This is a genomic window from Salinispora pacifica DSM 45544 (genome assembly GCF_000378845.1).
Taxonomy (GTDB): Bacteria; Actinomycetota; Actinomycetes; order Mycobacteriales; family Micromonosporaceae; genus Micromonospora; species Micromonospora pacifica.
Genome location: NZ_KB905359.1, coordinates 1,974,661 through 1,999,745 on the forward strand (window position 1 = coordinate 1,974,661; position 25,085 = coordinate 1,999,745).

Genomic DNA, 25,085 nt, shown 5'->3' on the forward strand with positions numbered 1-25,085 from the left:
TCACTTCCTTCGGGCAGAGGCCAGCAGCGCCCGGGCGACGTCGTCACCGCTATCGCCGTTGGCCAGGAACACGAATCCGTTGCCCTCCCGCAGGGTGCACAGGGCGAGGGCGTGGTAGCCGGGGGCCTGCCCGGCGTGGCCGAACTGCCGGTCACCGCCGGCCGGGCCGGCGATGCTCGCGTCGACGACCGCGCCGAGGCCGTATGCGCTGTCCGAATGCGGGGTCAGCATCGCCTCAGCGGTCGCCTGCCGCAGCAGGGCCCGCGGGCGGCCCAGGTACGAGCGGCGCAGCTCCAGCAGCAGTGTCGCTATGTCGCCGGCGGTGGTCCACAGACCGGCCGCCGCCGTGTCGGGCCGGATCAGGTGGCCGCCCGCGATCGGGGTCCCGTCCCGATCGTGGCCACGGGCCAGCGGCCCGTCCGCCGGGTCCGGGTCCTGCTCGAAGGTGGTACCCGCCAGGCCCAGCGGGTCGAGCACCAGCTCGCGCACGATCTGCGGGAACGAGTTGCCGAGTACGTTCTCCAGAGCTAGCTGCAGGATCGAGTAGTTGACATTGGCCTTGTGGAAGGCCGTACCGGGCGGGGACTGCCGGCGTACCGGCTCGCCGTCGGCCGGGTTCCTACCGCGCAGCAGGTCGAGCACGCTCGGCACCAGCGCGCCACGGAAGCCCTTGCGGTGGGTCTGCGTCAGTCCGGAGAAGTGGCTGAGCAACTGTCGCACGGTGACCGGCGGGCCGGCGGGCAGCCGCCAGCCGTCGAGATGGCGCTCGACGTCGTCGTCCAGACCGATCCGGGCGGCGTCGGCCAGGCGCAGCACGCCGACCGCCGTGACCAGCTTGCTCATCGAGCCGGCCCGGAACCGCGTCGCGGCGGTGACCGGCGGCGCGTCCGCTCCCCCGAGCGTCCCGGCGGTCTCGATCTCCACCAGGTCGCCGCCGGAGAGCCACGCCACGCTCGCCCCGGGGACCGGGACCCGCGCCAGGGCACTGCCGAGCACCGACGGCGGCGCGGCGACTGCGGGCTCCGGGGTGACGACGGGCGGTGCCGGGGGCGTCTGCTCATCGATCGCCGCGGCCACGTCGCGCAGGACGGCATGCTGGTAGAGCATCGCGAGGCTCAGCGCCAGCCCGGCCTTGCGGGCCTCCGCGACGAGCCGGATCACCAGGATCGAGTGGCCGCCCAGCTCGAAGAACGAGTCGTCGCGGCTCACCTCGGGCAGCTCCAGCAGGCTCGTCCAGAGCTCGGCCAGCACCCGCTCGGTGGCCGTCGCGGGCGGCGTGTGCTCGCGCGGCGCCCGCGACTCGTCCGGGGCGGGTAGCGCCGCTCGGTCGATCTTGCCGTTGGCGTTGAGCGGGAGGGCGGCCAGCCCGCAGAGCACGGCCGGGACCATGAACTCCGGCAGCTGCCGCGCACAGTACCCGGCCAGTTCCCGCTCGCCGGGCAGGTCGTCGCCCGCGACGTAGGCGACCAGCCGTGGGTTGCCGGGTGCCGGCTCGTCGACGGTGACGACGGCGTCGCGCACCCGCTCGTGGCCCCGCAGCACGGTCTCGATCTCCCCGGGCTCGACCCGGTAGCCACGGATCTTGACCTGGTGGTCGCTGCGGCCGAGGAAGTCGGCGTCGCCGTCGGGCATCAGCCGCACCACGTCGCCGGTGCGGTAGAGCCGGGCGCCGGGAGGGCCGTACGGGTCCGGCACGAACCTGTCCGCGGTCAGCTCGGGCCGCCCGACGTAGCCCCGCCCGACGCCGGTTCCGCCGACGTACAGCTCACCCGGGACCCCCACGGGCACCGGCTGGAGCAGGCCGTCGAGCACGTAGATGCTGACGCCGGGCAGCGGCCGGCCGATGGGAACCACCGGCGCGTCTTCGGCCGCCGTGACCTCGTACGTGCAGGCGCCCACGGTGGTCTCGGTCGGCCCGTACTCGTTGATCAGCAGCGTCGACGGGGAGAGCGCGCGCCACTTGTCCAGCACCCCGGCGGTGAACACCTCCCCGGCGACCACCACCACGCTGGCCAGGCTCCGGGCCTCGTCCGGGGGTACCTGCGTGGCGATCAGCTCCAGATGCGCCGGGGTCAGCTTGATGAAGCTGTACGGCGCGCCCCGCACCAACCACTCGCCAAGCCGCGACAGGTCACCCTCGGGACCCATCAGGTGCACGGCCTGACCGGCGGCCAATGGCGCCCACAGGTTCGGCACCACCAGGTCGAACGCCACCGACGAGAAGACCGGGGCGCCGCCGGAGCCACGGGCGGCCAGTTCCCGTACCGCCCAGTGCACGTGGTTGGCCAGGCCATGGTGGGTGATCTGGACGCCCTTGGGCCGGCCGGTCGAGCCGGAGGTGAAGATGACGTACGCCGTGGTGGCCAGGTCGATGGGCACCCCGGGGCGCTGGGCCGGGCGGGCGGCGATTGTGGTGGCGTCGGCACCGTCCACGGTCACCACGACCGTGGCGAACCGGTCGGCGTATTCGGCCCGCGTCACGACCAGCCCGGCACCCGCGTCGGCGAGCATCGCCGCCATCCGGTCGGCGGGGTACGCCGGGTCGAGCGACACGTAGGCGCCGCCCGCCTTCCAGACGCCCAGCAGCGTGGTCATCAGGTCGACGCCCCGGTCGAGCAGGACACCGACGAGCGACTCCGGGCCCACGCCGAGGTCCCGCAGGTGGTGGGCGAGCCGGTTGGCCCGCCGGTCGACCTCGGCGTAGCTGTAGCGCTCGCCGCCCGCGACGACCGCGACAGCCGCCGGATCCTCGTCGGCCCGGGCCTCGAACTCGGCCAGGACGCTGCGGTCCACCGCCGCCGAGGGGTGCACCGCGAACTCCCCGAGGATCCGCTCGCGCTCGCCGGCTGGCAGGAAGGTGCGGGTCGCGTCGCCGTCGGCGTCCGCGGCCATCGTCTCCAGCACGGCCCGGTACATCCCGGCGAGCCGGTCGGCGTTGACCCGGCTCACGGACCGGCCGTTGGCGCGCAGGACGAGCTCGCCCGGGGCGGTGGCCACGGAGAAGCCGAACTCGTTGACGCTGAAGCCGCGGCTCTCACGCACGGCCTGCTCGGCCACGGCCGGGCGGTCGAAGTCCTGGTAGCTGAAGTAGACGTCGATCAGCCGGTTGCCGTCGGCCAACTCCCGCTGGATGGTCGGCATCGGCAGGTGCCGGTGCGGCCAGATCGCCGCCTCCTGGTCGAACACCTGGCGGACCAGTGCCCGCCAGGTCGGCGCGGTGCGGTCGGCCGGGAACGGCAGCGTGTTGAGGTGCATGCCGTAGACGCGGTCCGCGCCAGCCGCCGCCGGGCGGGTGTGGAACGTCAGCCCGGTGTGGAAGCGCTGCTCACGGGTCAGCGTGCTGAGCACCTTGAGGTGGGCGGCGAGCAGCACGCTCTTGAGCGGCGTGGCGGACGCGGCGGCGAGCTCGCGCAGCGGCCCGTCGAGGTCCACGAACGACACCCGCAGGCTGTACGACCCCTCCGGCCGTTCCCCGGGGTCACCCCACCCGGCCGGCAGGGCGAGCTTCTCCCGGCCGGCCAGCTGGGCGCGCCAGAACTCGCGGTCCTCGCCCGACGCCAGGGACCGCAGCTCGGCGGCGACGGCGTCGGCGAACCGGATCCCGGCCGTGGGTGGCGGCTGCGGGGAACGGCCGTCGCGCAGGGCCTCGTACGCGGCGGTCAACTCGGCGACGAGCAGGTGCACGCTCCAGCCCTCGAGGATGACGTGCGAGTACGTCATCGTCAGCTGCCAGCTCCCGTCGGGGAACCGGTGCACCGTGATCCGGGCCAGCGGCGCGGCCTCGTGGTCGAGGACCGTCTCGCTCTCCACGGCGAGGTGCTCGGCGAGCAGCCGTTCCTGGGCGGCCTCGTCGGTGGCGTCCACGTCGAGCACGCGCACCGGCAGCGGCGCCGTCTCGTGCACGAGCTGCATCGGGACGGTGAAGCCCTCGAGGCGTACCGAGGTCCGCAGCACCTCGTGGTGGGCCACCAGGAGGTTCACGGCCTCCTGGAAGGCGTCCGGCGCGAACGGGTGGCCGTCGTGCAGGCGCATCGAGTTGACCAGGTGGTAGCGGCGCGGCCCGCTGCCCCCCATCATCTCGACGAGCATGCCGGTCTGGTTCTGCGTCAGCGGGTACGCGTCGGCGAGCCCGGCCGGCAGCGCGGCGCGGTCCTCCGGCGCGAGCAGCTCGAACGGCTCCACCGGGCGCCGCTCCTCCGCGTCGAGCGTGCTGCGGCTGGACGCCACGGCGGCGAGGCCCTCGATCGTGCGCCGGTCGAACAGATCGCGCACGGTCAGGTCGTACCCCGCGGAGCGCAACACGCCGATCACGTTGACCGCCCGAATCGAGTCGCCGCCGATCTCGAAGAAGTCCTCGTCGGCGCCGACGCGGTCAAGCCCCAGGGCGGCGGCGAGCACGGCGGCCAGCCGCTCCTGCACCGGCCCGGTCGGGGCGCGGTACTCGCGGCGCAGCCGGGCTGCGGTCTCTCCCGCCACCGGCAGTGCCCGGCGGTCGAGCTTGCCGTTGACGGTCAGCGGCAGGGCGTCGAGCGTCACGTACGCCGCCGGGACCATGTACGGCGGCAGCGTCAACGCGAGCAGCGCCCGCAGTTCCCCCGCGTCGGGCACCACGTCGCCTGCGGCCACCAGATAGCCGACCAGCTCCGGCGAGCCGGAAACGTCCTCGCGCAGCAGCACGGCGGCCTCGGCGATCCCGGGATGGGCGGTGAGCGCGGCCTGGATCTCGCCCAGCTCGACGCGGTAGCCGCGGATCTTCACCTGATGGTCGATGCGGCCGACGAACTCGAGGCTGCCGTCCGGGCGGCGCTGGGCCAGGTCGCCGCTGCGGTAGAGGCGGGAGCCGGGGACGCCGTACGGGTCGGGGACGAACCGCTCGGCGGTCAGCTCCGAGCGGCCCAGGTAGGCGCGGGCCACGCCGGGCCCGCCGACGTGGATCTCCCCGGTGACGCCGACCGGGACCAGGTCCCCCGTGCTGTCCAGCAGGTGGATCTGCGTGTCGCTGAGCGGGCGGCCGATCCGGTTGGGCGCGCCCGGTTCGAGGTCGCGCCTGGTGAGCCGGTGATAGGTGGAGTGCACCGTGGTCTCGGTGATGCCGTACATGTTGACCAGCACGGTCGTCCCGAGCCGGCGGCGCCGGACCCACGGCCGCAGCGCGGTGGCGTCGAGCCGCTCCCCGGCGAAGATCACGACCCGTACGGAAAGCTCGTCGATGCGCGGGTCGCCGTTCTCGGCCGAGGCCACCAGGGCCCCGAACGCCGTCGGGGTTTGGCTCAGCACGGTGACCTCGTCGTCGACCAGCAGGTCCAGGAACTCGTCGGGCGAGCGGGTCACGTCCTGCGGCACCACGACGAGCCGGCCGCCGTGCAGCAGCGCGCCCCACATCTCAAACACCGACACGTCGAAGGCGTACGAGTGGAACATCGACCACGTGTCGGAGTCGTCGAACGCGTAGTGCTCCTGTGCGGTGCCGATCAGCCGGACCACGTTGGCGTGGCTGACCACGACGCCCTTGGGCCGCCCGGTCGAGCCGGAGGTGTAGATGACGTAGGCGACGCTCCGGGGGTCCACCGCGACGTCGGCGGAGGCCGCCGGGGCGGTCAGGGCGGTGGCTGCGTCGAGCACCGGGCCGTCGAAGAACGACACCACGCTGTCGCTGATCACCACCGTGGCACCCGCGTCGGCGACCGCGAACGCGAGCCGCTCGGCCGGGTTGACCGGGTCCAGCGGCACGTAGCCGGCCCCGGCCTTGAGCACACCCAGCAGCACCGGAATCAGGTTCGGGCCACGGGTCAGGTGCACGCCGACCAGCGACTCCGGGCCGACGCAGAGCGCGCGCAGCCGGCCGGCGACCCGGTTCGCCCGGTCGTCGACCTGGGCGTAGGTCAGCGAGACCGGGCCGCAGACCACCGCGACCGAGTCGGGTGCGCGCCGGGCCTGCTGCTCGAACAGCCCGTGCAGGGTGGCGGTGACCGGCGAAACCGGGGCCGCGGCGCCCGCGAGCACCGCGCGCTCCTCGGCCGGCAGGAACGCCGGGCGGGCGAGGCCGTCGACGCCGGCGGCGATCGCTTCGAGCACCGCCCGGTACATCCCGGCCATTCGCTCGGCGTCGGCGCGGCCCAGGGCGGCGGGCCGGGCGCGCAGCACGAACGAATCCGTGCCGTGGGCGTGCACCGCCACCCCGAACTCGGTCGGCGCGTTGCTGACCGCGATCCGAATGTCCTCGGTGTCGACGCCGCTGAAGTCGACGTAGTTGAACATGACGTCGAGCAGCCGGCCGCCGTCCGGGCTGAGGCGCTGAATCTCCGGCAGAGGGAAGTGCCGGTGGGCCCAGACCGCCAGCTCGCTGTCGAAGACCTGGCGGATCAGCGTGCGCCACGTGCCCGCCGGGCGCTGGACGGCCAGCGGCACGGTGTTGAGGTGGGTGCCGTACACCCGCTCGGCGCCCGGCAGCTCGGGGCGCGCGTGGGTCACCAGGCCGGTGTGGAACCGGTCCTCGGCGGTGAACTGGCTGAGCACCTTGACGTGCGCGGCCAGCAGCACGCTCTTGACCGGGACGCCGAGCTCGCCGGCCACCGCCCGCAGCGGCTCGGCCAGGTCGGCGACGGGGATGGGCACCCCGTACGACTCCTGGTCCGCGGCCCTCGGATCGGTCAGCGCCGTCGGCACCCGGAAGCGGGCGTACCCGTCCACCACCGACCGCCAGTAGGCGCGGTCCTCGGGCGAGGCCAGCGACCGTAGCTCGGCGGCGACGAAGTCGGCGAACCGGGCCGTCGGCTCCTCCACCGGCTCGGGCGTCTGGCCGTCCCGGATCCGGCGGTAGCAGGCGACCAGCTCGCCGAGCAGCAGGTGGTAGCTCCAGCCCTCCAGGATCGCGTGGCTCTGGGTGAACGTGCAGAACCAGGCGCCCGGCCCCTGGACGTGGGCGTGGACCCGGAACGGCGGCTCGGCGCGGGTCAGGTCGAACGGGGTCCGGCGCTCGGCGGCGACGAAGGCCAGCAGGGCATCCCGCTGGGCGTTCTCGTCGAGACCGCTCAGGTCGGCGTACCCGCAGGGGATCTCGGCCCTGGCGTGCACGACCTGCATGGGTACGGAGAAGCCGCTCAGGTGCACCGACGTCCGCAGCACCTCGTGCCGCTCGACCACCGTGTCCACCGCGGCCCGGAACGCCGTGCGGGAGAACGGCCGGTCGTCGCTGACCAGGAACGACAGCACGTTGTGGTAGTTGGCGCGGGCCTCGTCGGCGAGCGTCTCGACCAGCATGCCGGTCTGGTTCTGCGACAGCGGGTACGCGTCGACGACGTCCGCGCCCAGCAACGCCCGGTCGGCCGGGTCGATGAGCTCAAACGGCGCCACCCGGCGGGCCGGGTCCGGGTCGGCGGCACCGCGCAGGGCCAGCAGCTCGGCCAGCCCGGCAATCGTGCCCGCTTGGAAGACGTCGCGCACCGACGCGTCGAAGCCCTCGGCGCGCAGGGCGGCCACCAGTGTGACGGCTCGGATCGAGTCGCCGCCGAGGTCGAAGAACCCGTCCAGCGCGCCCACCCGATCCACGCCCAGCACCCGCGACCACACGGCCACCAGGGCGGTCTCGGTCGGGGTACGCGGCGGCACGTACCGGCCACGGGCGAACGAGCCCTCGGTCAGCGCGGGCAGGGCCGCCCGGTTGAGCTTGCCGTTGACGGTCAGCGGCAGGGCATCCAGGGCCACGTACGCCGCCGGGACCATGTAGTCGGGCAGGTCGCCGGCCAGCGCGTCGCGCAGCTCGTCGGGGCGTGGCGTGGCGCCGGGCGCCGCGACGACGTAGGCGACCAGCACCGGCTCGCCAGGCACGTCCTCGCGGACCAGGATGACGCCGTCGAGCACCGCCGGGTGCGCGGCCAGCGCGGCCTGGATCTCACCCAGCTCCACCCGGTAGCCGCGGATCTTCACCTGGTCGTCGGCCCGGCCGGTGAACTCCAGGCTGCCGTCGGGGCGGAGGCGGGCCAGGTCTCCACTGCGGTACCGGCGGGACCCGGGCGGGCCGTCCGGGTCGGGTACGAACCGCTGTGCCGTCAGCTCCGGCCGCCCGAGGTAGCCCCTCGCCACGCCGGAGCCGCCGACGTACACCTCACCGGTGACGCCGACCGGCACGGGCTCGCCGTCCGAGTCGAGCAGCACGGTGCTCAGGTCGGGCAGCGGGTGGCCGATCGGGCTCGCGGTACCGGCGACGTCCCCGGCGTCCAGGCGGTGCCAGGTGGTGTGGACGGTGGTTTCGGTGATGCCGTACATGTTGACCAGCGCGACCCGGTCGGTGCCCACGCGGGCGGTCCAAGGCCGCACGTCGGCCATCTCGAGCTTCTCGCCGCCGAAGACGACCATGCGCAGCGCGAGCCGGTCGATGCGCGGATCACCGGCGGCAGCCGCGACGGCCAGGGCGCGGAACGCCGACGGGGTCTGGCTGAGCATGGTGACGCGCTCGCGGACCAGCAGGTCCAGGAAGTCCTCCGGGGAGCGGGCGACGTCCTGCGGCACGAGAACGACCCGGCCGCCGTGCAGCAGCGCGCCGAAGATCTCCCACACGGAGAAGTCGAACGCGTACGAGAAGAAGCCCGACCAGACGTCACCGGGGCCGGCGTGGAAGAGCGGCTGCGCGCTGGTCATGAGCCGCACGACGTTGGCGTGGGTGAGGACCACGCCCTTGGGCCGGCCGGTGGAGCCGGAGGTGTAGATGACGTAGACGCGGCCGTCCGGTCCCGCGCCGGACTCGACCCGCCCGGCCGGTCCGGTGACGGCGGTGGCCGCGTCGAGCACGGGCCCGGCGAAGAAGTCCGCGGTCCCGTCGGTGACCACGGCGGACACCTGCGCGTCGGCCGCCACGTAGGCGAGCCGCTCGGCCGGGTTGACCGGGTCCAGCGGCACGTAGCCGGCCCCGGCCTTGAGCACACCCAGCAGCACCGGAATCAGGTTCGGGCCACGGGTCAGGTGCACGCCGACCAGCGACTCCGGGCCGACGCAGAGCGCGCGCAGCCGGCCGGCCACGCGGTCCGCCCGCGCGTCCACCTCGGCGTAGGTCAGCGACTCTGTGCCGTACACCACGGCCACCGCGTCCGGCGTCTCCGCCGCGCGCCGCTCGAACAGGCCGTGCACGGTCTCCGTCACCACCGAGGTGGCCGCCGGTACGCCGCTATCGCTGATGAGCTCCCGCTCGGCGGCCGGAAGCAGCACTGGCCGGGCCGACGAGTCGAGGTCCGCGAGGATCGCTTCGAGCACCGCCCGGTACATCTCCGCCAGCCGGTGGGCGTGGGTCTGCCCGAGCACCGTCCGGTGGGCCTTGAGGGTGAGCCGGCCGGCGGTGGCGGTCACCGCGAGCGGGAACTCCGTGGCGCCCTCGCCGAAGCCGGCGCCGGTGTCCACGACCTGGTCGTCGATCACGTGGAAGTCCTGGTAGGTGAAGACCACGCCGACGAGCCGGCCGGTGCCGCCGGCCAGGCGCCGCACGGCCGGCAGCGGGTACCGCCGGTGCGCCCAGGTCTCGGCCTCGCGCGCGAACACCTGTCCGATCAGCTCGCGCCACGACCCGGCGGGCCGTTCGGCTGGGAAGGGCAGGGTGTTGACGTACATGCCGTAGACGCGCTCGGCGCCGAGTACCTCCGGCCGTACGTCGCACACCAGGCCGGTGTGGAAGCGCCGGTCGCCGGTGAGCTGGCTGAGCACTTTGACATGCGCGGCGAGAAGCACGCTCTTGAGCGAGGCACCCGCCGTACGGGCGGCCGAGCGCAACCCGGACTCCAGGTCGCGCAGGTCAACGTGGACGGTGAGGTCCGGCCCGTCGCTCTCCTCGCCCCAGCCCTCGGGCAGCTCGACCGGGGCGTGCTCCGTCACGACGCGCTGCCAGTAGTCGCGGTCCGCCGCCGACTCCAGGGACCGCAGCTCGACGGCCACGAAGTCGGCGAAGCGGACGGGCGGCGCCTCGGCCGGCCGAGGGATCTCGCTCCGCCGGTGCCGCCGGTAGGCGGCGACGACGTCCATCATCAGGGTGCTCTGGCTCCAGCCCTCGGTGACGCCGTGGAACTGGGTGATGCTGAGCCGCCAGCCGTCGTCCGTCAGGTGCACGGTGATGCGCAGCAGCGGCGCGTGAGCCAGGTCGAGCGGGCGGGCACGCTCCGCGCCGAGGAACTCGCGCAGACGCTGGTGGTGCTCCGCCTCGGTCAGGCCGCGCAGGTCGTGCACCTCGATCGGGACCGCGGCGGTCTCGTGCACCAGTTGCAGCGGTACGGAGTACGTGTCGAGGTGGAAGCTGGTGCGCAGTACGTCCTGGGCCGCGACGACCTCGGCGACGGCGGCGGTCAGCGCCTCGGCGGAGAACTCCTCCTCGTCGCGGACCAGGAAGGAGACGACGCCGTGGTAGCGGTTATGCGTGGTGTCGGCGAGCAGCTCCACGGCCATGCCGATCTGCACCTGCGACAGCGGGTACGCGTCCACGACCCCGGCCGGCAGCAGCGCCCGGTCGGCCGCGCCGATCAGCTCGAACGGCCGGACCTGCGGATGGGCGGACCCGTCGAGGTGGTTCCGCTCGGCCACGAGCGCGGCGAGCCCGGCGACCGTGCGGACCTCGAACACGTCCTGCACGGACAGGTCGTAGCCCTCCGCGCGCAGCGCGCCGATGAGGGTGACGGCCCGGATGGAGTCGCCGCCCAGCTCGAAGAAGCCCTCGTCCCGGCCCACCCGCGCGAGGCCGAGCACTTCGGCCCAGACGCCGGCGACGACCGCCTCGACCGGAGTGGCCGGGGCGACGTACACGGTACGGCTGAACGCGCCGGCGTCTGGCGCGGGCAGGGCCCGGCGGTCAAGCTTGCCGTTGGGGGTCAGCGGCAGCTCTGGCAGGGTGACGAACGCGGACGGGACCATGTAGCCGGGCAGCTCGCGGCCCAGCAACTCGCGCAGCTCGTCCGGGCGGGGTGCCACACCGGGCGCCGCGACGAGGTAGGCCACGATAATCCGGTCGCCGGGCGTGTCCTCGCGGACCACCGCCACGGCCGAGGCGACCCCGGGGTGCGCGCCGATCGCGGCCTCGATCTCGCCGAACTCGATGCGGTACCCGCGCAGCTTGACCTGGTCGTCGATGCGGCCGATGATCTCCAGCTCGCCGTCCGGGCGCCGCCGGCCGAGATCACCGCTGCGGTAGAGCCGGGCGCCGGGCGGGCCGTCCGGGTCGGGCACGAACCTCTCCGCGGTGAGCGCGGGCCGCCCGATGTAGTGCCGGGCGACAGTGCCGCCGGCGATGCAGATCTCGCCGACCACGCCGAGCGGCACGGGCTCGCCCGCGTCGTCCCGCAGGAGCACCCGCTGTCCGCCGACGGGCCTGCCGATCGGGACCGTCCCGCCGGCCAGGTCGGGCTCGCGTACGGGGTGGAAAGTGCTCGCGATGGTGGTCTCGGTGATGCCGTACTCGTTGACCAACGCGACCCGGTCGAGGCCCACCCGCGCGGTCCAGTTCCGCAGGTCGGCCGCCTCCAGCTTCTCGCCGCCGAAGCCCACCGTCCGCAGCGCGAGCTGGTCGAAGCGCCGGTCGCCCGTGGCGGCCAAGGCAACCAGGCCGCGGAACGCCGACGGGCTCTGGTACATGATCGTGACTCGCTCGCGGACCAGCAGGTCGAGCAGGTCGTGCGGCGAACGGGCGACGTGCTGCGGCACCACGACCAGGCGGGCGCCGTTGAGCAGCGTGCCAAAGATCTCCAGCACGGAGGCGTCGAAGGCGTACGAGAAGGAGCTAAACACGACGTCGGTGGCGGCGATCGGGAACGGCCGCTCGCCGGTGAAGAGCCGGACGAGGTTGGCGTGGGTCACCTCGACGCCCTTGGGCCGGCCGGTGGAGCCGGACGTGTAGATGACGTACGCGCAGTTGCCCGGTCCCGCGGTGGGCTCCACCGCGGCGGTGGACTCCACCGGAGCGGCCGGGCCGGCGCCGTCGACCACCGTAGTGGCGTCGAGCACGGGAGCGTCGTAGAACGACGCGTCGCCGTCGGAGACGATCACGGACACGGCGGCGTCGCCGGCCACGAAGGCGAGCCGCCCGGCCGGGTTGACCGGGTCCAACGGCACGTAGCCGCCACCGGCCTTGAGCACCCCGAGCAGGACCGGGATGACGTACGGACCGCGTTGCAGGTGCACGCCGACCAGGGTCTCCGGGCCGACACCGAGGGTGCGCAGCCGTGCCGCCACCCGGTTCGCCCGCGCGTCGAGCTCGGCATAGGTGAGCGAGCTGTCCCCGCTGACCACCGCCACCGCGTCCGGCGTGCGGCGGGCCTGCTGTTCGACGAGGCCGTGCAGCGTCGCCGAGACCTCCGGCACCGGGTGCGCGGCCGGCTCGACCAGCTCACGCTCGCCCACCGGCAGCAGGACCGGCAGCGCCGAGGCGTCCACGTCGGCCGCGATGGCCTCCAGCGCCGCGCGGTACATCGCGGCGATGCGGTCGACACCGGGCTGGGCGAGCACGGCGGAGCTGCTGCGGAAGGTGACGAGCCCGTCGAGGGTGGTGACGCCGAGGCCGAACTCGGTGGGGCTCTCGCTGAAGCCGGCGCCGTCGGTCACGACCCGCTTGTCCAGCTCGTGGAAGTCGAGGTGGACAAAGAGCACGTCGATCAGCCGGCCGCCGTCGGGACACAGGCGGTGGATCTCCGGCAGCGGGAAGTGCCGGTGCGGCCAGGTGGCCAGTTCCCGGTCGAAGACCTGCCGGATCAGCGCGCGCCACGAGCCGAGCGGCCGGTCCACGGCCAGCGGCACCGAGTTGAGGTGGGTGCCGTAGACGCGCTCGGCGCCGGGCAGCTCCGGGCGGGCGTGCGTCACCAGGCCGGTGTGGAAGTGCTCCTCGACGGTGAGCTGGCTGAGCACCTTGACGTGCGCCGCCAGCAGCACGCTCTTGAGCGACGCGCCCGCGGTCGCGGCGGCCTCGCGCAGCGCCGGCTCCAGGTCGTCGAAGCGGCAGCCGGCGTAGACGGTGCTCTCCGGGGCATCGGGATCGCCCCAGCCCTCGGGCAGGGTGAAGCCGGGCCGGGCCGTGACCAACGACCGCCAGTACTCGCGGTCCGGGGCCGAGTTCAAGGCGCGCAGCTCCGCGGCCACGAAGTCGGCGAAACGCGAGCCCGGCGCCTCCCAGCGCTCCGGGGCGAGCCCGTCGCGCAGGCGCCGGTAGACGCGGACGAGCTCCATGGACAGCAGCTGGTTGCTCCAGCCCTCCAGAAGCGCGTGGCTCTGGGTGAGCACGAGGAACCACTCGTTCTCCGCGTGCAGGTGAGCGTCGACACGCAGCGGCGGCCGAGCGGCGGCCAGGTCGAAGCGCTCACGGCGCTGTTGGGCCACGAACGCGGTGAGGGCGGCGGGCTGCGCCTCCGGGTCGAGCCCGCTGACGTCGTGCACGCCGACGGGCAGGTCCACGTGCTCGTGCACGAGCTGCATGGGTACGGAGAAGCCGCTCAGATGCAACGACGTGCGCAGGATCTCGTGGCGCGCGGTGACCACCCGCACGGCCTCGTGGAACGCCGTGGCCACGAACGGGCGGTCGTCGGCGACGCGGTAGACGTTGACGTTGTGGTAGTTGCCCCGCTCGGGGTCAGCCAGCGTCTCGACGAGCATGCCGGTCTGGTTCTGCGACAACGGGTACGCGTCGGTGACCCCGGCCGGCAGCAGGGCGCGGTCGTCGGCACCGATGAGCGCGTACGGGCGTACGAGCTCGACGGCCGGCCCGGCCGTGGTGCCACGGGCGGCGGTGAGCTGGGTGAGCGCAGCGACCGTACGGGCCTCGAAGACGTCGCGGACGCCGAGGTCGAAGCCCTCGCGGCGCAGCGCGCCGACCAGGGTGACCGCGCGGATGGAGTCGCCGCCCAGCTCGAAGAAGTCGTCGAACACGCTCACCCGCGCGGCACCGAGCACCCGCGCCCAGACGTCGGCCATGGCCCGCTCGCGCGGGGTGCGGGCGGCCACGAAGACGCCACGGGCGAACGCGTCGTCGCCGGGGTCGGGCAGGGCGCGGCGGTCGAGCTTGCCGTTGGCGTTAAGCGGGATGCGCTCGACCGCCACGAACGCGGACGGGGCCATGTAGTCGGGCAGGTCCCGGCCCAGTGCGGCGCGCAGTGCCTGCGGGTTGACGTCGCCGTGGGCGGGCACCACGTACGCGACGAGGATCCGGTTGGTCTCGGACGCGCCGTGCAGCACCACCCGCACGTCGGCGACGGCGTCGTGGGCGGCGAGCACGGCCTCGATCTCGCCCAGCTCGACGCGGTGGCCCCGGATCTTGACCTGGCCGTCGCGGCGGCCCACGAACGAGATGTCGCCGCCGGGCAGCACGAGCACGATGTCGCCGGTGCGGTAGAGCCGGGCGCCGGGCGCGCCGAAGGGATCGGGCACGAAGTGCTCGGCGGTCATGCGGGGCTGCCGGGCGTACCCACGGGCCACGCCGGCGCCGCCGACGTAGAGCTCGCCGGGCACGCCGGCCGGGACGAGGCGCAGGTCCTCGTCGAGCACGTACATCGCCATGCCGGGCAGCGGCCGACCGATCGGGGCGACCTCCTGGGTCAACGCCGTGGTGACGGGGAAGACGCAGGTGCCGACCGAGGCCTCGGTGGGGCCGTACTCGTTGATGACCGGGGTGGCGGGAGCGAGTTCCTGCCATGCCCGCAGCGTGCGGTCGGTGAACGGCTCACCGGCGACGACCAGCACGCCGGTCAGGGTGCTCGCCTGCACGGCGCTGAGCTGCTGGTTGAGGATCTCCAGGTGCGACGGGGTCAGCTTGATGAACCCGAACGGCCCGGAGTCGGCCAGCCAGCGACCGAGGTGGGCGAGGTCGGCGTCCTGCGGCATGAGGTGCACCGGGCGGCCGACCATGAGCGCCGCCCAGAGGTTCGGCACGACCAGGTCGAACGCGACAGACGAGAAGACCGGCGCGCCGCCGGTGCCGCGCCCGGCGAGCTCGGTGGCCGCCCACGCGAGGTGGTTGGCGAGGCCGCGGTGCGGCACCTGGACGCCCTTGGGCCGCCCGGTCGAGCCGGAGGTGTAGATGACGTACGCCAGCCGGTCCAGGTCGGGCGCGACGCCGGGCGCGGTGGCCGGGTGCGCAGCGACCGCGTCGCTGTCGCGGTCGAGCAGGACGAGGTGCCGGCCGCCGCCGCCGACCAGTTCGAGATGGGCGGTGTGGCTGACGACCGTGCCGGCGCCGGCGTCGGCGAGCATGTACGCGACGCGGTCCGCCGGGTACGACGGGTCCAATGGCACGTAGGCGCCACCGGCCTTCCAGACCGCGAGCAGGGCGACCATGAGGTTCGCGCCACGGTCGAGCAGCACCCCGACGGTGGCCTCCGGGCCGACGCCGGCGGCGCGCAGGTGGCGCGCGAGCCGGTTGGCCCGCTCGTCGAGCTCGGCGAAGGTGAGGGTGGTGTCGCCGGCGACGACCGCGGTGGCCTGAGGCGTACGCCGGGCCTGCTCCTCGATCTCCGCGTAGGGGCACCGGGTGACCTCGGGCCCGGCGGTGGTGGCCCAGCCGAGCAGCTGCTCGCGCTCGCCGTCGGGAAGGAACGCCACCCGCGCGTCGCCGTCCGGGTCGGCGGCCATGGCCGCCAGCACCTGCCGGAACAGCTGCGCGATCCGCTCGGCGTGCTCGCGGCTGAGGTGCCGCGAGTCGGCGGTCAGGATGATGTGCTGGTTGCGGGAGCTGATGGTCAGCGGGAACTCGGTCGGGCTGTCGTCGATGCCGACGCGATTGTCCACCAGCGAGAGGTCCACCTGGTGGAAGTCCTGGTAGTTGAAGAACACCTCGATCAGGCGCCGACCCGCGCCGAGCTCGCGCTGCACCGTCGGCATGGGGAAGCGGCGGTGCGGCCACGAGCGGACCTCGGTCTCGAACGTGCGCCGGACCAGCTCGCGCCACGTGCCGGTGGGCCGGGTGACGGGGAACGGCAACGTGTTGAGGTACATGCCGCTGACCCGGTCCGCGCCGAGGATCTCCGGGCGGGTGTCGTAGACCAGGCCCGCGTGGAAGGAGGGCGCGTCGGTGAGCAGGCTCAGCACCTTGGCGTAGGCAGTGACCATCACGCTCTTGAACGACACCCCGGCCGTCACGGCGAACGCGCGTAGCTGCTCCTCGAGGTCGGCCCAGGAGGCGGTGGCCTGGTGTTTGGTGTGCGGGGCTGGCTCCGGGTCGCCCCAGTGCCCGGGCAGGGTGAACACGGCGTGGCCGGCGACCACGTCGCGCCAGTGCTCGCGGTCTTCAATGGAGGCCAGCGCGTCCACCTCGGCGGCGATGGCGTCGGCGAAGCGCACGGCCGGCGGGTGGTGCGGCTCGGGCTCGTACCCGTCGCGCAGCCGCCGGTAGCCGTCGAGCAGCTCCATCAGCAGCGAGTGGTGGCTCCAGCCCTCCAGGATCGGGTGGCACTCGGTGACCGACAGCCACCAGCCGCCCGCGCCCCCGGCGTGCACCGCGAACCGCATCAGCGACGGGCGCTCGAGGTCGAAGGGGTTGGCGCGCTCGGCGGCCACGTACTCCTGCACCGCGCCCACGGCGGCGGCCTCGTCGAGCCCGGTCAGGTCGGCGATCGTCACCGGCAGCGCGGCGGTGGCGTGAACCAGTTGAAGCGGCACCGAGAAGCCGGTCAGGTGCACTGAGGTCCGCAGTACCTCGTGCCGCTCGACGAGCAGGGTGGTCATGGTGTGGAAGGCGGCGGCGGCGAACGGCTGCTCGTCGCGGATCCGGAACGAGCTGACGTTGTGGTAGTGGTTGCGCTCCTCGTCGGCGACCATCTCGACGACCATGCCGATCTGGATCTGCGAGAGCGGGTACGCGTCCACGACGCCCGCGCCGAGCAGCTCCCGGTCTGCCGGGGCGATCAACTCGAACGGCTCCACGAGCCGGTGCGCGGCCTCGCCGAGCGGGGGGCGGGTCGCGGCGACGCCGGCCAGCGTGGCGACGGTCCGGGCCTCGAACACGTCGCGCACCGCCACGTCGAAGCCCTCGGCGCGCAGCGCGCCCACGAGCGTGACGGCCCGGATGGAGTCGCCGCCGAGTTCGAAGAATCCGTCGTGGCGGCCGATACGCTCCACGCCCAGCACCTCGACCCAGGCGCGGGCGATCCGCTCCTCGGCGTCGCCCTCGGGTGCGGCGTACTCGCCCCGGGTGAAGGCGTCGCCGCCGGGCGCGGGCAGCGCGCGCTGGTCCAGCTTGCCGTTGGCGGTCAGCGGTACGGCCGCCAGCTCCACGAATGCCGCCGGCACCATGTACCCGGGCAGGCTGCTGCCGGCCAGTTCGTGCAGCTCGCCCGCAGGTGGCAGCCCGTCCCCGGCCGGCACGAGGTAGGCGACGAACTGCCGGTCACCCGGAGTGTCCTCGCGCACCACGACGACGGCCTCGCGCACGGCGGGGTGCGCCGCGAGCACGGCCTGGATCTCGCCCAGCTCGACACGGTAGCCGCGGATCTTCACTTGGTAATCGATGCGGCCGACGAAGTCCAGGCTGCCGTCCGGGCGGCGGCGGGCCAGGTCGCCGCTGCGGTAGAGGCGGGAGCCGGGGACGCCGTACGGGTCGGGGACGAACCGCTCGGCGGTCAGCTCCGGGCGGCCCAGGTAGGCACGGGTGACCCCGGGTCCAGCAACGTAGATCTCCCCCACCACACCGAACGGCACCGCGCGGCCGAGGTCGTCGAGCAGCCGGATACGGGTGTCGGACAGCGGATCGCCGATCGGGTTGCCGGGACCGGTGAGGTCGGCGGGCATCAGGCGGTGGTAGGTGGAGTGGACCGTGGTCTCGGTGATGCCGTACATGTTGACCAGGGCGACCCGGTCGAGGCCGACGCGGTCCGTCCAGGGGGTCAGCCGGGCCGGTTCCAGGCGCTCGCCGGCGAAGACGACCGCCCGCACCGACAGCGCGTCGATGCGCGGGTCGCCGGCCCCGGCCGCGGCGACCAGCGAGCCGAACGCGGTGGGGGTCTGGCTGAGCATCGTGACGCGCTCGCGGACCAGCAGGTCGAGGAAGTCATCGGGGCTGCGGGTCACTTCGCCGGGTACGACCACCAGCCGCCCGCCGTGCAGCAGCGCTCCCCACATCTCGAAGACCGACACGTCAAACGCGTACGAGTGGAACAACGACCACACGTCCGTGGCGGCGAAGGTGTAGTGCTGGTGCGCGGTGCCGATCAGCCGGACCACGTTGGCGTGCGTGACGACGACGCCCTTGGGCCGGCCGGTCGAGCCGGAGGTGTAGATGACGTACGCGCAGGTCTCCGGGTCCGGCGCGGGCAGGGCGATCGGCACGACGGTTGCGTCGGTGGTGACGGAGGCGTCCACGACCGGGCCGCTGAAGAAGGCGGGCTCCCGGTCGGCCACGATCACCGACACCCCGGCGTCGGCGACGACGAAGGCGAGGCGCTCGTCGGGGTTGACCGGGTCCAGCGGTACGTAACCCGCGCCTGCCCTGAGCACGCCGAGCAGCACCGGGATCAGGTCAGGGCCCCGGCGCAGGTGCACGCCGACCAGGGACTCCGGGCCCACGCCGAGCGCGTGCAGCCGGGCGGCCACGCGGTTGGCCCGGACGTCCACCTCGGCGTAGGTCAGCGCCTCGGTGCCGGACACCACCGCCACGGCGCCGGGCGTCTCGGCGGCCCGCTGCGCGAAGAGGGTGGGCAGGGCGGCGGCGACGGCGCCGGTGGGCGCGGGGCCGCCCGTCACCGCGTCCCACTCGGCGCCGGTCATGACGTGCAGCGCCGACACGCGAGTGTCTGGACGGGCCAGGGCGTCGTCGAGCAGGGTGGCGAAGCGGGCGGCGAAGCGGCGTACGGTCGCGCGGTCGAACAGGGCGGTGGCGTACTGGAACTGGGCGGTGAGGCTGCCGTCGCGGCCCGCCACGACCTGCAACTCCAGGTCCACCTTGGCCACCGTGCCCGCGTCGCCGTACGGCTCGACGCACAGCCCGGCCACCTCGGCGGCGGCGGGCGGCTGCTCATGCATGGTGAAGGCGACCTGGTAGAGCGGCGTCCGGGACAGGTCACGCTCGGGCTGTAGCTCGTCGACGAGCCGGGCGAACGGGACGCTCTGGTGGTCGTACGCGTCCAGCAGCCCGGCACGCGTCCGCCCGGTCAGCTCGGCGAACGTGGGGTCGTCGGCCCACACCGTACGCAGCACCAGGTTGTTGATGGCGTAGCCGAACATCTGCTGTAGCTCTGGGCGCCCGCGCATGGACACCACCGTGCCGACCGGGACGTCCCGCACACCCGTGTGTCGGGCGACCAGCAGCTGGTACGCCGTCAGCAGCACCACGAACGGCGTGGTGGACAGGCTCGTGGCCAGCGCCGCGATCCGCTCCCCCGTGCCCTCGGCCAGCACGACGGTCTCGGCCGCGCCGCGGTGGTCGCGGACGGCCGGACGGGGCCGGTCGGCGGGCAGCTCGGTCGGGGTCAGCCCGGCCAGAGTGCGCTTCCAAAAGCCGAGCTGCTGGTCAAGGGCGGCCCCGCTGACCTGCTCGCGCTGCCAGGCGGCGTAGTCGGCGTACTGCATGGTCAGCTCGGGCAGCGACGCGGGGCGGTTGGCGGCGAAGGACTCGTAGAGGGCGAACAGCTCGCGGCCGCACAGCTGGGTGGACCACGCGTCGCAGGCGATGTGGTGGAACGTAACCACCAGCAGATGCTGCGGCGGCTCCGCCTCGCCGGCGGCGAGGCGGAACAGCCGAATCCGCGCCGGCCAGTCCAGCTCGAGGTCGAAGGGCGCGGTGGTGGCGGCCTCGACCGCGTCATCGAGCACCCCGGCGACGACCTCCACCGGCACCTTCACGGCCGCCGGCGGGTCGATGACCTGGGTGGGCTCGGCGCCGGCGAGCACATAGCGGGTACGCAGGATCTCGTGCCGCGCGACAAGGGCCGACCAGGCGCGGCCGAGCGCGGCCACGTCCAGCTCGCCCTCGATGCGGAACGCCAGCGGGACGAGGTACTCGGTGCTGTCCGGCGCGAGCCGGTTGAGGAACCAGAGCTGCTGCTGACCGTGTGACAGCGGCAGCGGACGGTCCCGGGGCACCAGAGGAATGGCCGGACGGGCGGCGCCGGCCGCGCCCAGCCGCCGGCGCAGCAGCTCGGCGCGCAGGTCGGTGACGCTTGCGTTGGTCTCGGCGGTGGTCATCGGTTCTGCTCCTTCAGCGACGCCGACTGCGCCAGCAGTTCGTCCTCGGTCAGGCTCGCGATCTCCGCGCGCACCAGGTCCTCGACCGCCATGGCCAGCTCGGCCACGGTGGGACCCTCGAAGACCGCGCGGACCGGCAGGACCACGCCGAACTCCTGCTGGAGCGCGGCGATGAGCCGGATGGCGAGGATGGAGTTGCCGCCGGAGCGGAAGAAATGGGTGCCGCGTCCGGCGGCGATGCCGAGCAGGTCGCCCACCACGGCGGCGATGCGCTCCTCGAGCGGGCTCATCAGCTGCTCGGGCTCCGCGACGGCCGGGGCCGGGATCGCGGCCAGCGCCCGGCGGTCGACCTTGCCGTTGAGGGTCAGCGGAAACGCCTCGACGGCGACGATCCGCGCCGGAACCAGGTAGTCCGGCAGCGATGCCGCGCAGTACGCGGCGAGGTCGGCCTCCGCGCCTTCCGGTACGTAGTAGGTGACCAGCATGAGGTCACCGCGCGGGGCCGGGACCGCGATCGTCAGCGCGTCCCGGACGTGCTCGTGGCGCCGCAGCACGGCGTCCACCTCACCGGGCTCGATGCGGAAGCCGCGGATCTTCACCTGGTGGTCCGCGCGGCCGGCGAACAGCACCACGCCGTCAGGCAGCAGCCGGACCAGGTCGCCGGTGCGGTAGAGCCGGGACCCGGGCGGCCCGAACGGGTCGGGCACGAACGCGGCGGCGGTCGCGGCGGGGTCCCCGGCGTAGCCCCGGCCGACCCCGGCGCCGCCGACGTACAGCTCGCCGAGGACTCCCACCGGCGTGCGGCGCAGGTTCGGGTCGAGCACGTGCATGGTCACGTTGGGCAGCGGGCGGCCGATCGGCACGGTCTCGCGGCCGGTGGCCCCAGCGACGGGCTGGGTGCAGGCGCCGACCGAGGTCTCGGTGGGCCCGTACTCGTTGACCAGCGGGCCCTGCCAGCGCCGGGCCAGCCGGGTGGTCAGCGTCTCGCCGGCCACCACGAACACCCCGGCGAGCCCGGCCCGGCACTCCGGCGGGATCTGATCGCAGAAGAGCTCCAGGTGGGCGGGGGTGGCCTTGACGAAACTGAAGGGGGCGTACGCCAGCAGCCGCTCACCCAGCCGGCTCAGCTCCCGGTCCGCGGGCAGGATCACCAGCCGCTGCCCGGTCATCAGCGGCGCCCAGATGTTCGGCACCACCAGGTCGAACGCCACGGACGAGAACAGCGGCGCGCCACCGGTGCCGGCGCCCGCGAGTTCGTCGGCTGCCCACCGCAGGTGGTTCGCGAGCCCGCCGTGGGTGATCTGCACGCCCTTCGGGACGCCGGTCGAGCCGGAGGTGAAAATGACGTACGCCAGCCGGTCCGGGTCGTATCCGGCGTTCGGCACCGGTGTGTGGGCTGCCGCGATGGCGTCCGCGTCGGCGTCGGTGAGCACGTAGCGGTGGTTGCCGCCGAGCTTCTGCCGCTGCGCCACCGTGGTCACGACGAGCTTGCTGCCGGACTGCCGCACCACCGCCGTAAGCCGGTCGGCCGGGTGTGCCGGGTCCAGCGGGACGTAGGCGCCGCCGGCCTTCCAGACCGCGAGGAACGCGACGACCAGGTCGATGCCGCGCTCCAGCAGGACGGCGACGACGGACTCCTCGCCCACGCCCAGGGCCCGCAGATGGCTCGCCAGCCGGTCGGAACGCACGTCCAGCTCGGCGTAGCTGATCGTGGCTCCGTCGGTGACGATCGCGGCCACCTCCGGAGTGCCGGTGACCCACCGCGCGATGCTCTCGGCGACCCCACCGAGGACCGGGACGACCTCGCCGTACGCGGCCCGCTCGACGGTCTCGGCCTCGCCGGGCGTGGTCAGGTCGGCGGCGTCCAGGCGGGTGTCCGGGTCGCCGGTGACCACGTGCAGCAGCCGCAGGAGGTGCGCGCCGAGACGGTCGATTGTGTCGCCGTCGTAGAGGGCGGTCGCGTACTCCAGGGCGGCGTACATGCTGCCGTCGCCGAGCCGGCGCATGAACAGGCTCAGGTCGGTCTTGGCGATGCTCCAGGCGTCGCGCAGGGTCTCCAGGTCGTCGAGCCCGGCGACCGCGCCGGCCAGCTTCTCGTCGTGCAGGTCGAACGCGATCTGGTAGAGCGGGGTACGGGACAGGTCACGCTCGGGCTCCAGCTCGGCGACCAGCCGCTCGAACGGCAGGTGCTGGTGGGCCTGGCCGCCGGCGAAGACCGTCTGGACCTCCCGCAACGCCTCGGCGAACGTGAGTGCACCGTCCAGCGAGCACCGGACGACCAGCGTGTTGAGGAAGAAGCCGACGACGTTCTCCAGCTCGGGGCGGTCGCGTCCGGCGAGCGGCGTGCCGACCGGGATGTCCCACTCCCCGGTGTAGCGGGCGAGGAGCGTGGCGAAGGCGGTCATCAGCGTGACGAACGGGGTGACGCCGTGGCGCTTGGCCAGGTCCTCGATCGCGGCGGTGAGCGGCGGCGGGACGGAGAAGACGCTGATCGCCCCGGCGACGTCCCGCACGGCCGGGCGCGGGTGGTCGGTGGGCAGCGACACCCGTGGCAGCCCGGCCAGCGCGGTGCGCCAGTAGTCGAGCTCGGCTGCCTCCTGCTGGGCGTCCGCGCCGTCGCGCTGCCAGACGGCGTAGTCGGCGTACTGCACGGGCAGCGGGGCCAGTGAGGGTGCGCGGCGCTGCATCCGGGCGTCGAACAGCTCATTAAGCTCGCGGGTCAGCACGGCCGACGACCAGCCGTCGACCACGATGTGGTGCAGGGCGAGCACGAGCACCTGACGGCCGTCGTCCAGCAGGGCGAGCAGGCCGCGCCAGACCGTGCCGGCGGACAGGTCGAAGCCGTGACCGGCCTCCTCCTTCAGCAGGGCACGCAGCTCTTGCCGACAGGCCCGGACCACGCGCAGCTCGACGGTCCCGGGCGGGTCGATGAGCTGCACGGGGTCTCCGTGCTCGTCGGCGGCGAAGCGGGTACGCAGCGACTCGTGCCGGGCGGCCAGGGATTCCATCGCCCAGCGCACGACGTCCGGGTCCACCCCCGCGGGCACGTCGACGACCAGCGCGGAGATCCACTCGGGGCTGCCGGGTGACATCCGGTCGAGGAACCAGAGCCGCTGCTGCCCGTACGACATGGGCAGCGTCCCCCCGCGCGGCACGGGCCGCACCGCGCGCCCGGTGAAGGTGTCGGTGTCGAGCAGCCGGGCCTGCGCGCTCAGCGTCGTGGCGTTGAGCAGGCCGCGCAGCTCGACCTTCTTGCCGGAGGCGGCCCGCAGCCGGTTGGCGAGCCGGGTGAGCTGCAACGAGGTGCCGCCGAGGCGGAAGAAGTCGTCGTCGACGCCCACCTGCTCGACACCCAGCAGGTCGCGCCAGACCTTGGCCACCAGCAGCTCCGCCGTGGAGCTGGGTGTCCCGGTGGGTGCGGCGGCGACGGGGTCCGGCAGCGCGTTGCGGTCGACCTTGCCGCTGGTGGTCAGCGGGAAGTCGTCGACCGCCACGAAGTCGGCCGGGACGTAGCTGGGGGGCAGCCGGCTGAGCAGGTACGCACGCAGGGCGTCCAGGCTCCCGTGGTGCCGAAGCTGGACGTAGGCGATCAGGCGCAGGCCCTGGGCGGGATCGCGGCGGGCGACCACGACGGCCCGGCGCAGAGCGGAGTGCTCGTCGAGGACCGCCTCGATCTCGCCGGGCTCGACCCGAACCCCGTTAATCTTGACCTGCTCGTCCGTACGGCCGACGAACTCCAACACGCCGTCCGCCCGCTCGCGCACGAGGTCGCCGGTGCGGTACAGCCTGCTGCCACCGCCCGCGGGATCGGGCACGAACCGCTCGGCGGTCAGCCCGGGATCGTTGAGGTAGCCCCGGCCCACGCCGACGCCTCCGGCGTACAGTTCGCCCACGGTGCCGGTGGGCACCGGGTCGCCGGCGGCGTCGGCCACCAGCACATGCATGCCGGGCAGAGCCTCGCCGATGGGCACGGGCCCGGTCCGCTGCGCCGAGTCCACGCGGTACGCCGTCACGTCGATCGAGCACTCGGTGGGCCCGTACGTGTTCCACACCTCGACCGACACGCGCGCCAGCAACCGCTGCACCAGCTCGGCGTGCAATGGCTCACCCGCGACGAAGACCAGCCGCAACGACCGGCAGTCCACCCAGCCCGGCTCCTCCACCAGCAGGCGCAGCACCGACGGCACGACCTGCAGCACCGTGACGTCGTGCCGCGCGGTGGCGGCGAGCAGGGCGGCGGCGTCCCGCTCGGCCCCGGCCGGTGCGAGCACCGCAGTGCCCCCGCTGACCAGCGGGGCGAACAGCTCCCAGCCGGCGGCGTCGAACGTCACCGTCGTCTTCTGTAGCACCCGGTCGCCACGGCCGAGGTGGTGCCGCTCGACGGCCCACGCGATCCGGTTCGCCAGGCCGGCATGCGGAATCACCACGCCCTTGGGGCGCCCGGTAGAGCCGGAGGTGTGGATGATGTAGGCGGCCTGCGCAGGGTCGACCGGCAGGCCGGGGCTGGAGGCGGGCTGCGCCGCCAGCTCGGCCGCGACGGCGTCGAGCGTGACCGGCCGTACGTCCGCCTGGAGCACTGCCTGCGCCAGCTCGCTCTCGGTGAGCATGAGCCGCAGCCCGGTGGCGCCGATGATCCACACGAGACGCCGGACGGGATGGTCCGGGTCGATGGGCACGTACGCGGCGCCGGCCTTCCACACGGCCAGGAGCGCGACCACGAGGCCGGGGCCACGGCGCAGCGCGACGCCGACGGGCTGGTCGGGCCGCACGCCATGGCCGATGAGCCAGTGTGCCAGGCGGTTGGCGCGTTCGTCGAGCTCCGCGTACGTGGTAACCCGGTCGCCCTCAACCAGGGCAACGGCGTTTGGGGTCAGCACTGCCTGCCGGGCGACGCGGAGGTGGGTGGGAACGACACTGTCCAGGGTTTGCGGCGAAGCGGCCACGCGCACTCCTCGTCTCGG

2 protein-coding genes are annotated in these 25,085 nt (G+C 73.7%); both read right to left on the reverse strand.

Annotated features, from left to right (window positions below; translation table 11 throughout):
- On the reverse strand, nt 1–20,124 hold the full coding sequence (locus tag SALPAC3_RS0108870; protein WP_018220885.1) for a non-ribosomal peptide synthetase: 20,124 nt from the start codon (nt 20,122–20,124) through the stop codon (nt 1–3).
- A complete protein-coding gene (locus tag SALPAC3_RS0108875) occupies nt 20,121–25,067 on the reverse strand; it encodes a non-ribosomal peptide synthetase (RefSeq protein ID WP_018220886.1) in 4,947 nt (1,648 codons plus the stop codon). The genes SALPAC3_RS0108870 and SALPAC3_RS0108875 overlap by 4 nt, the downstream gene beginning before the upstream one ends.
- Nucleotides 25,068–25,085: the final 18 nt, after the last annotated feature.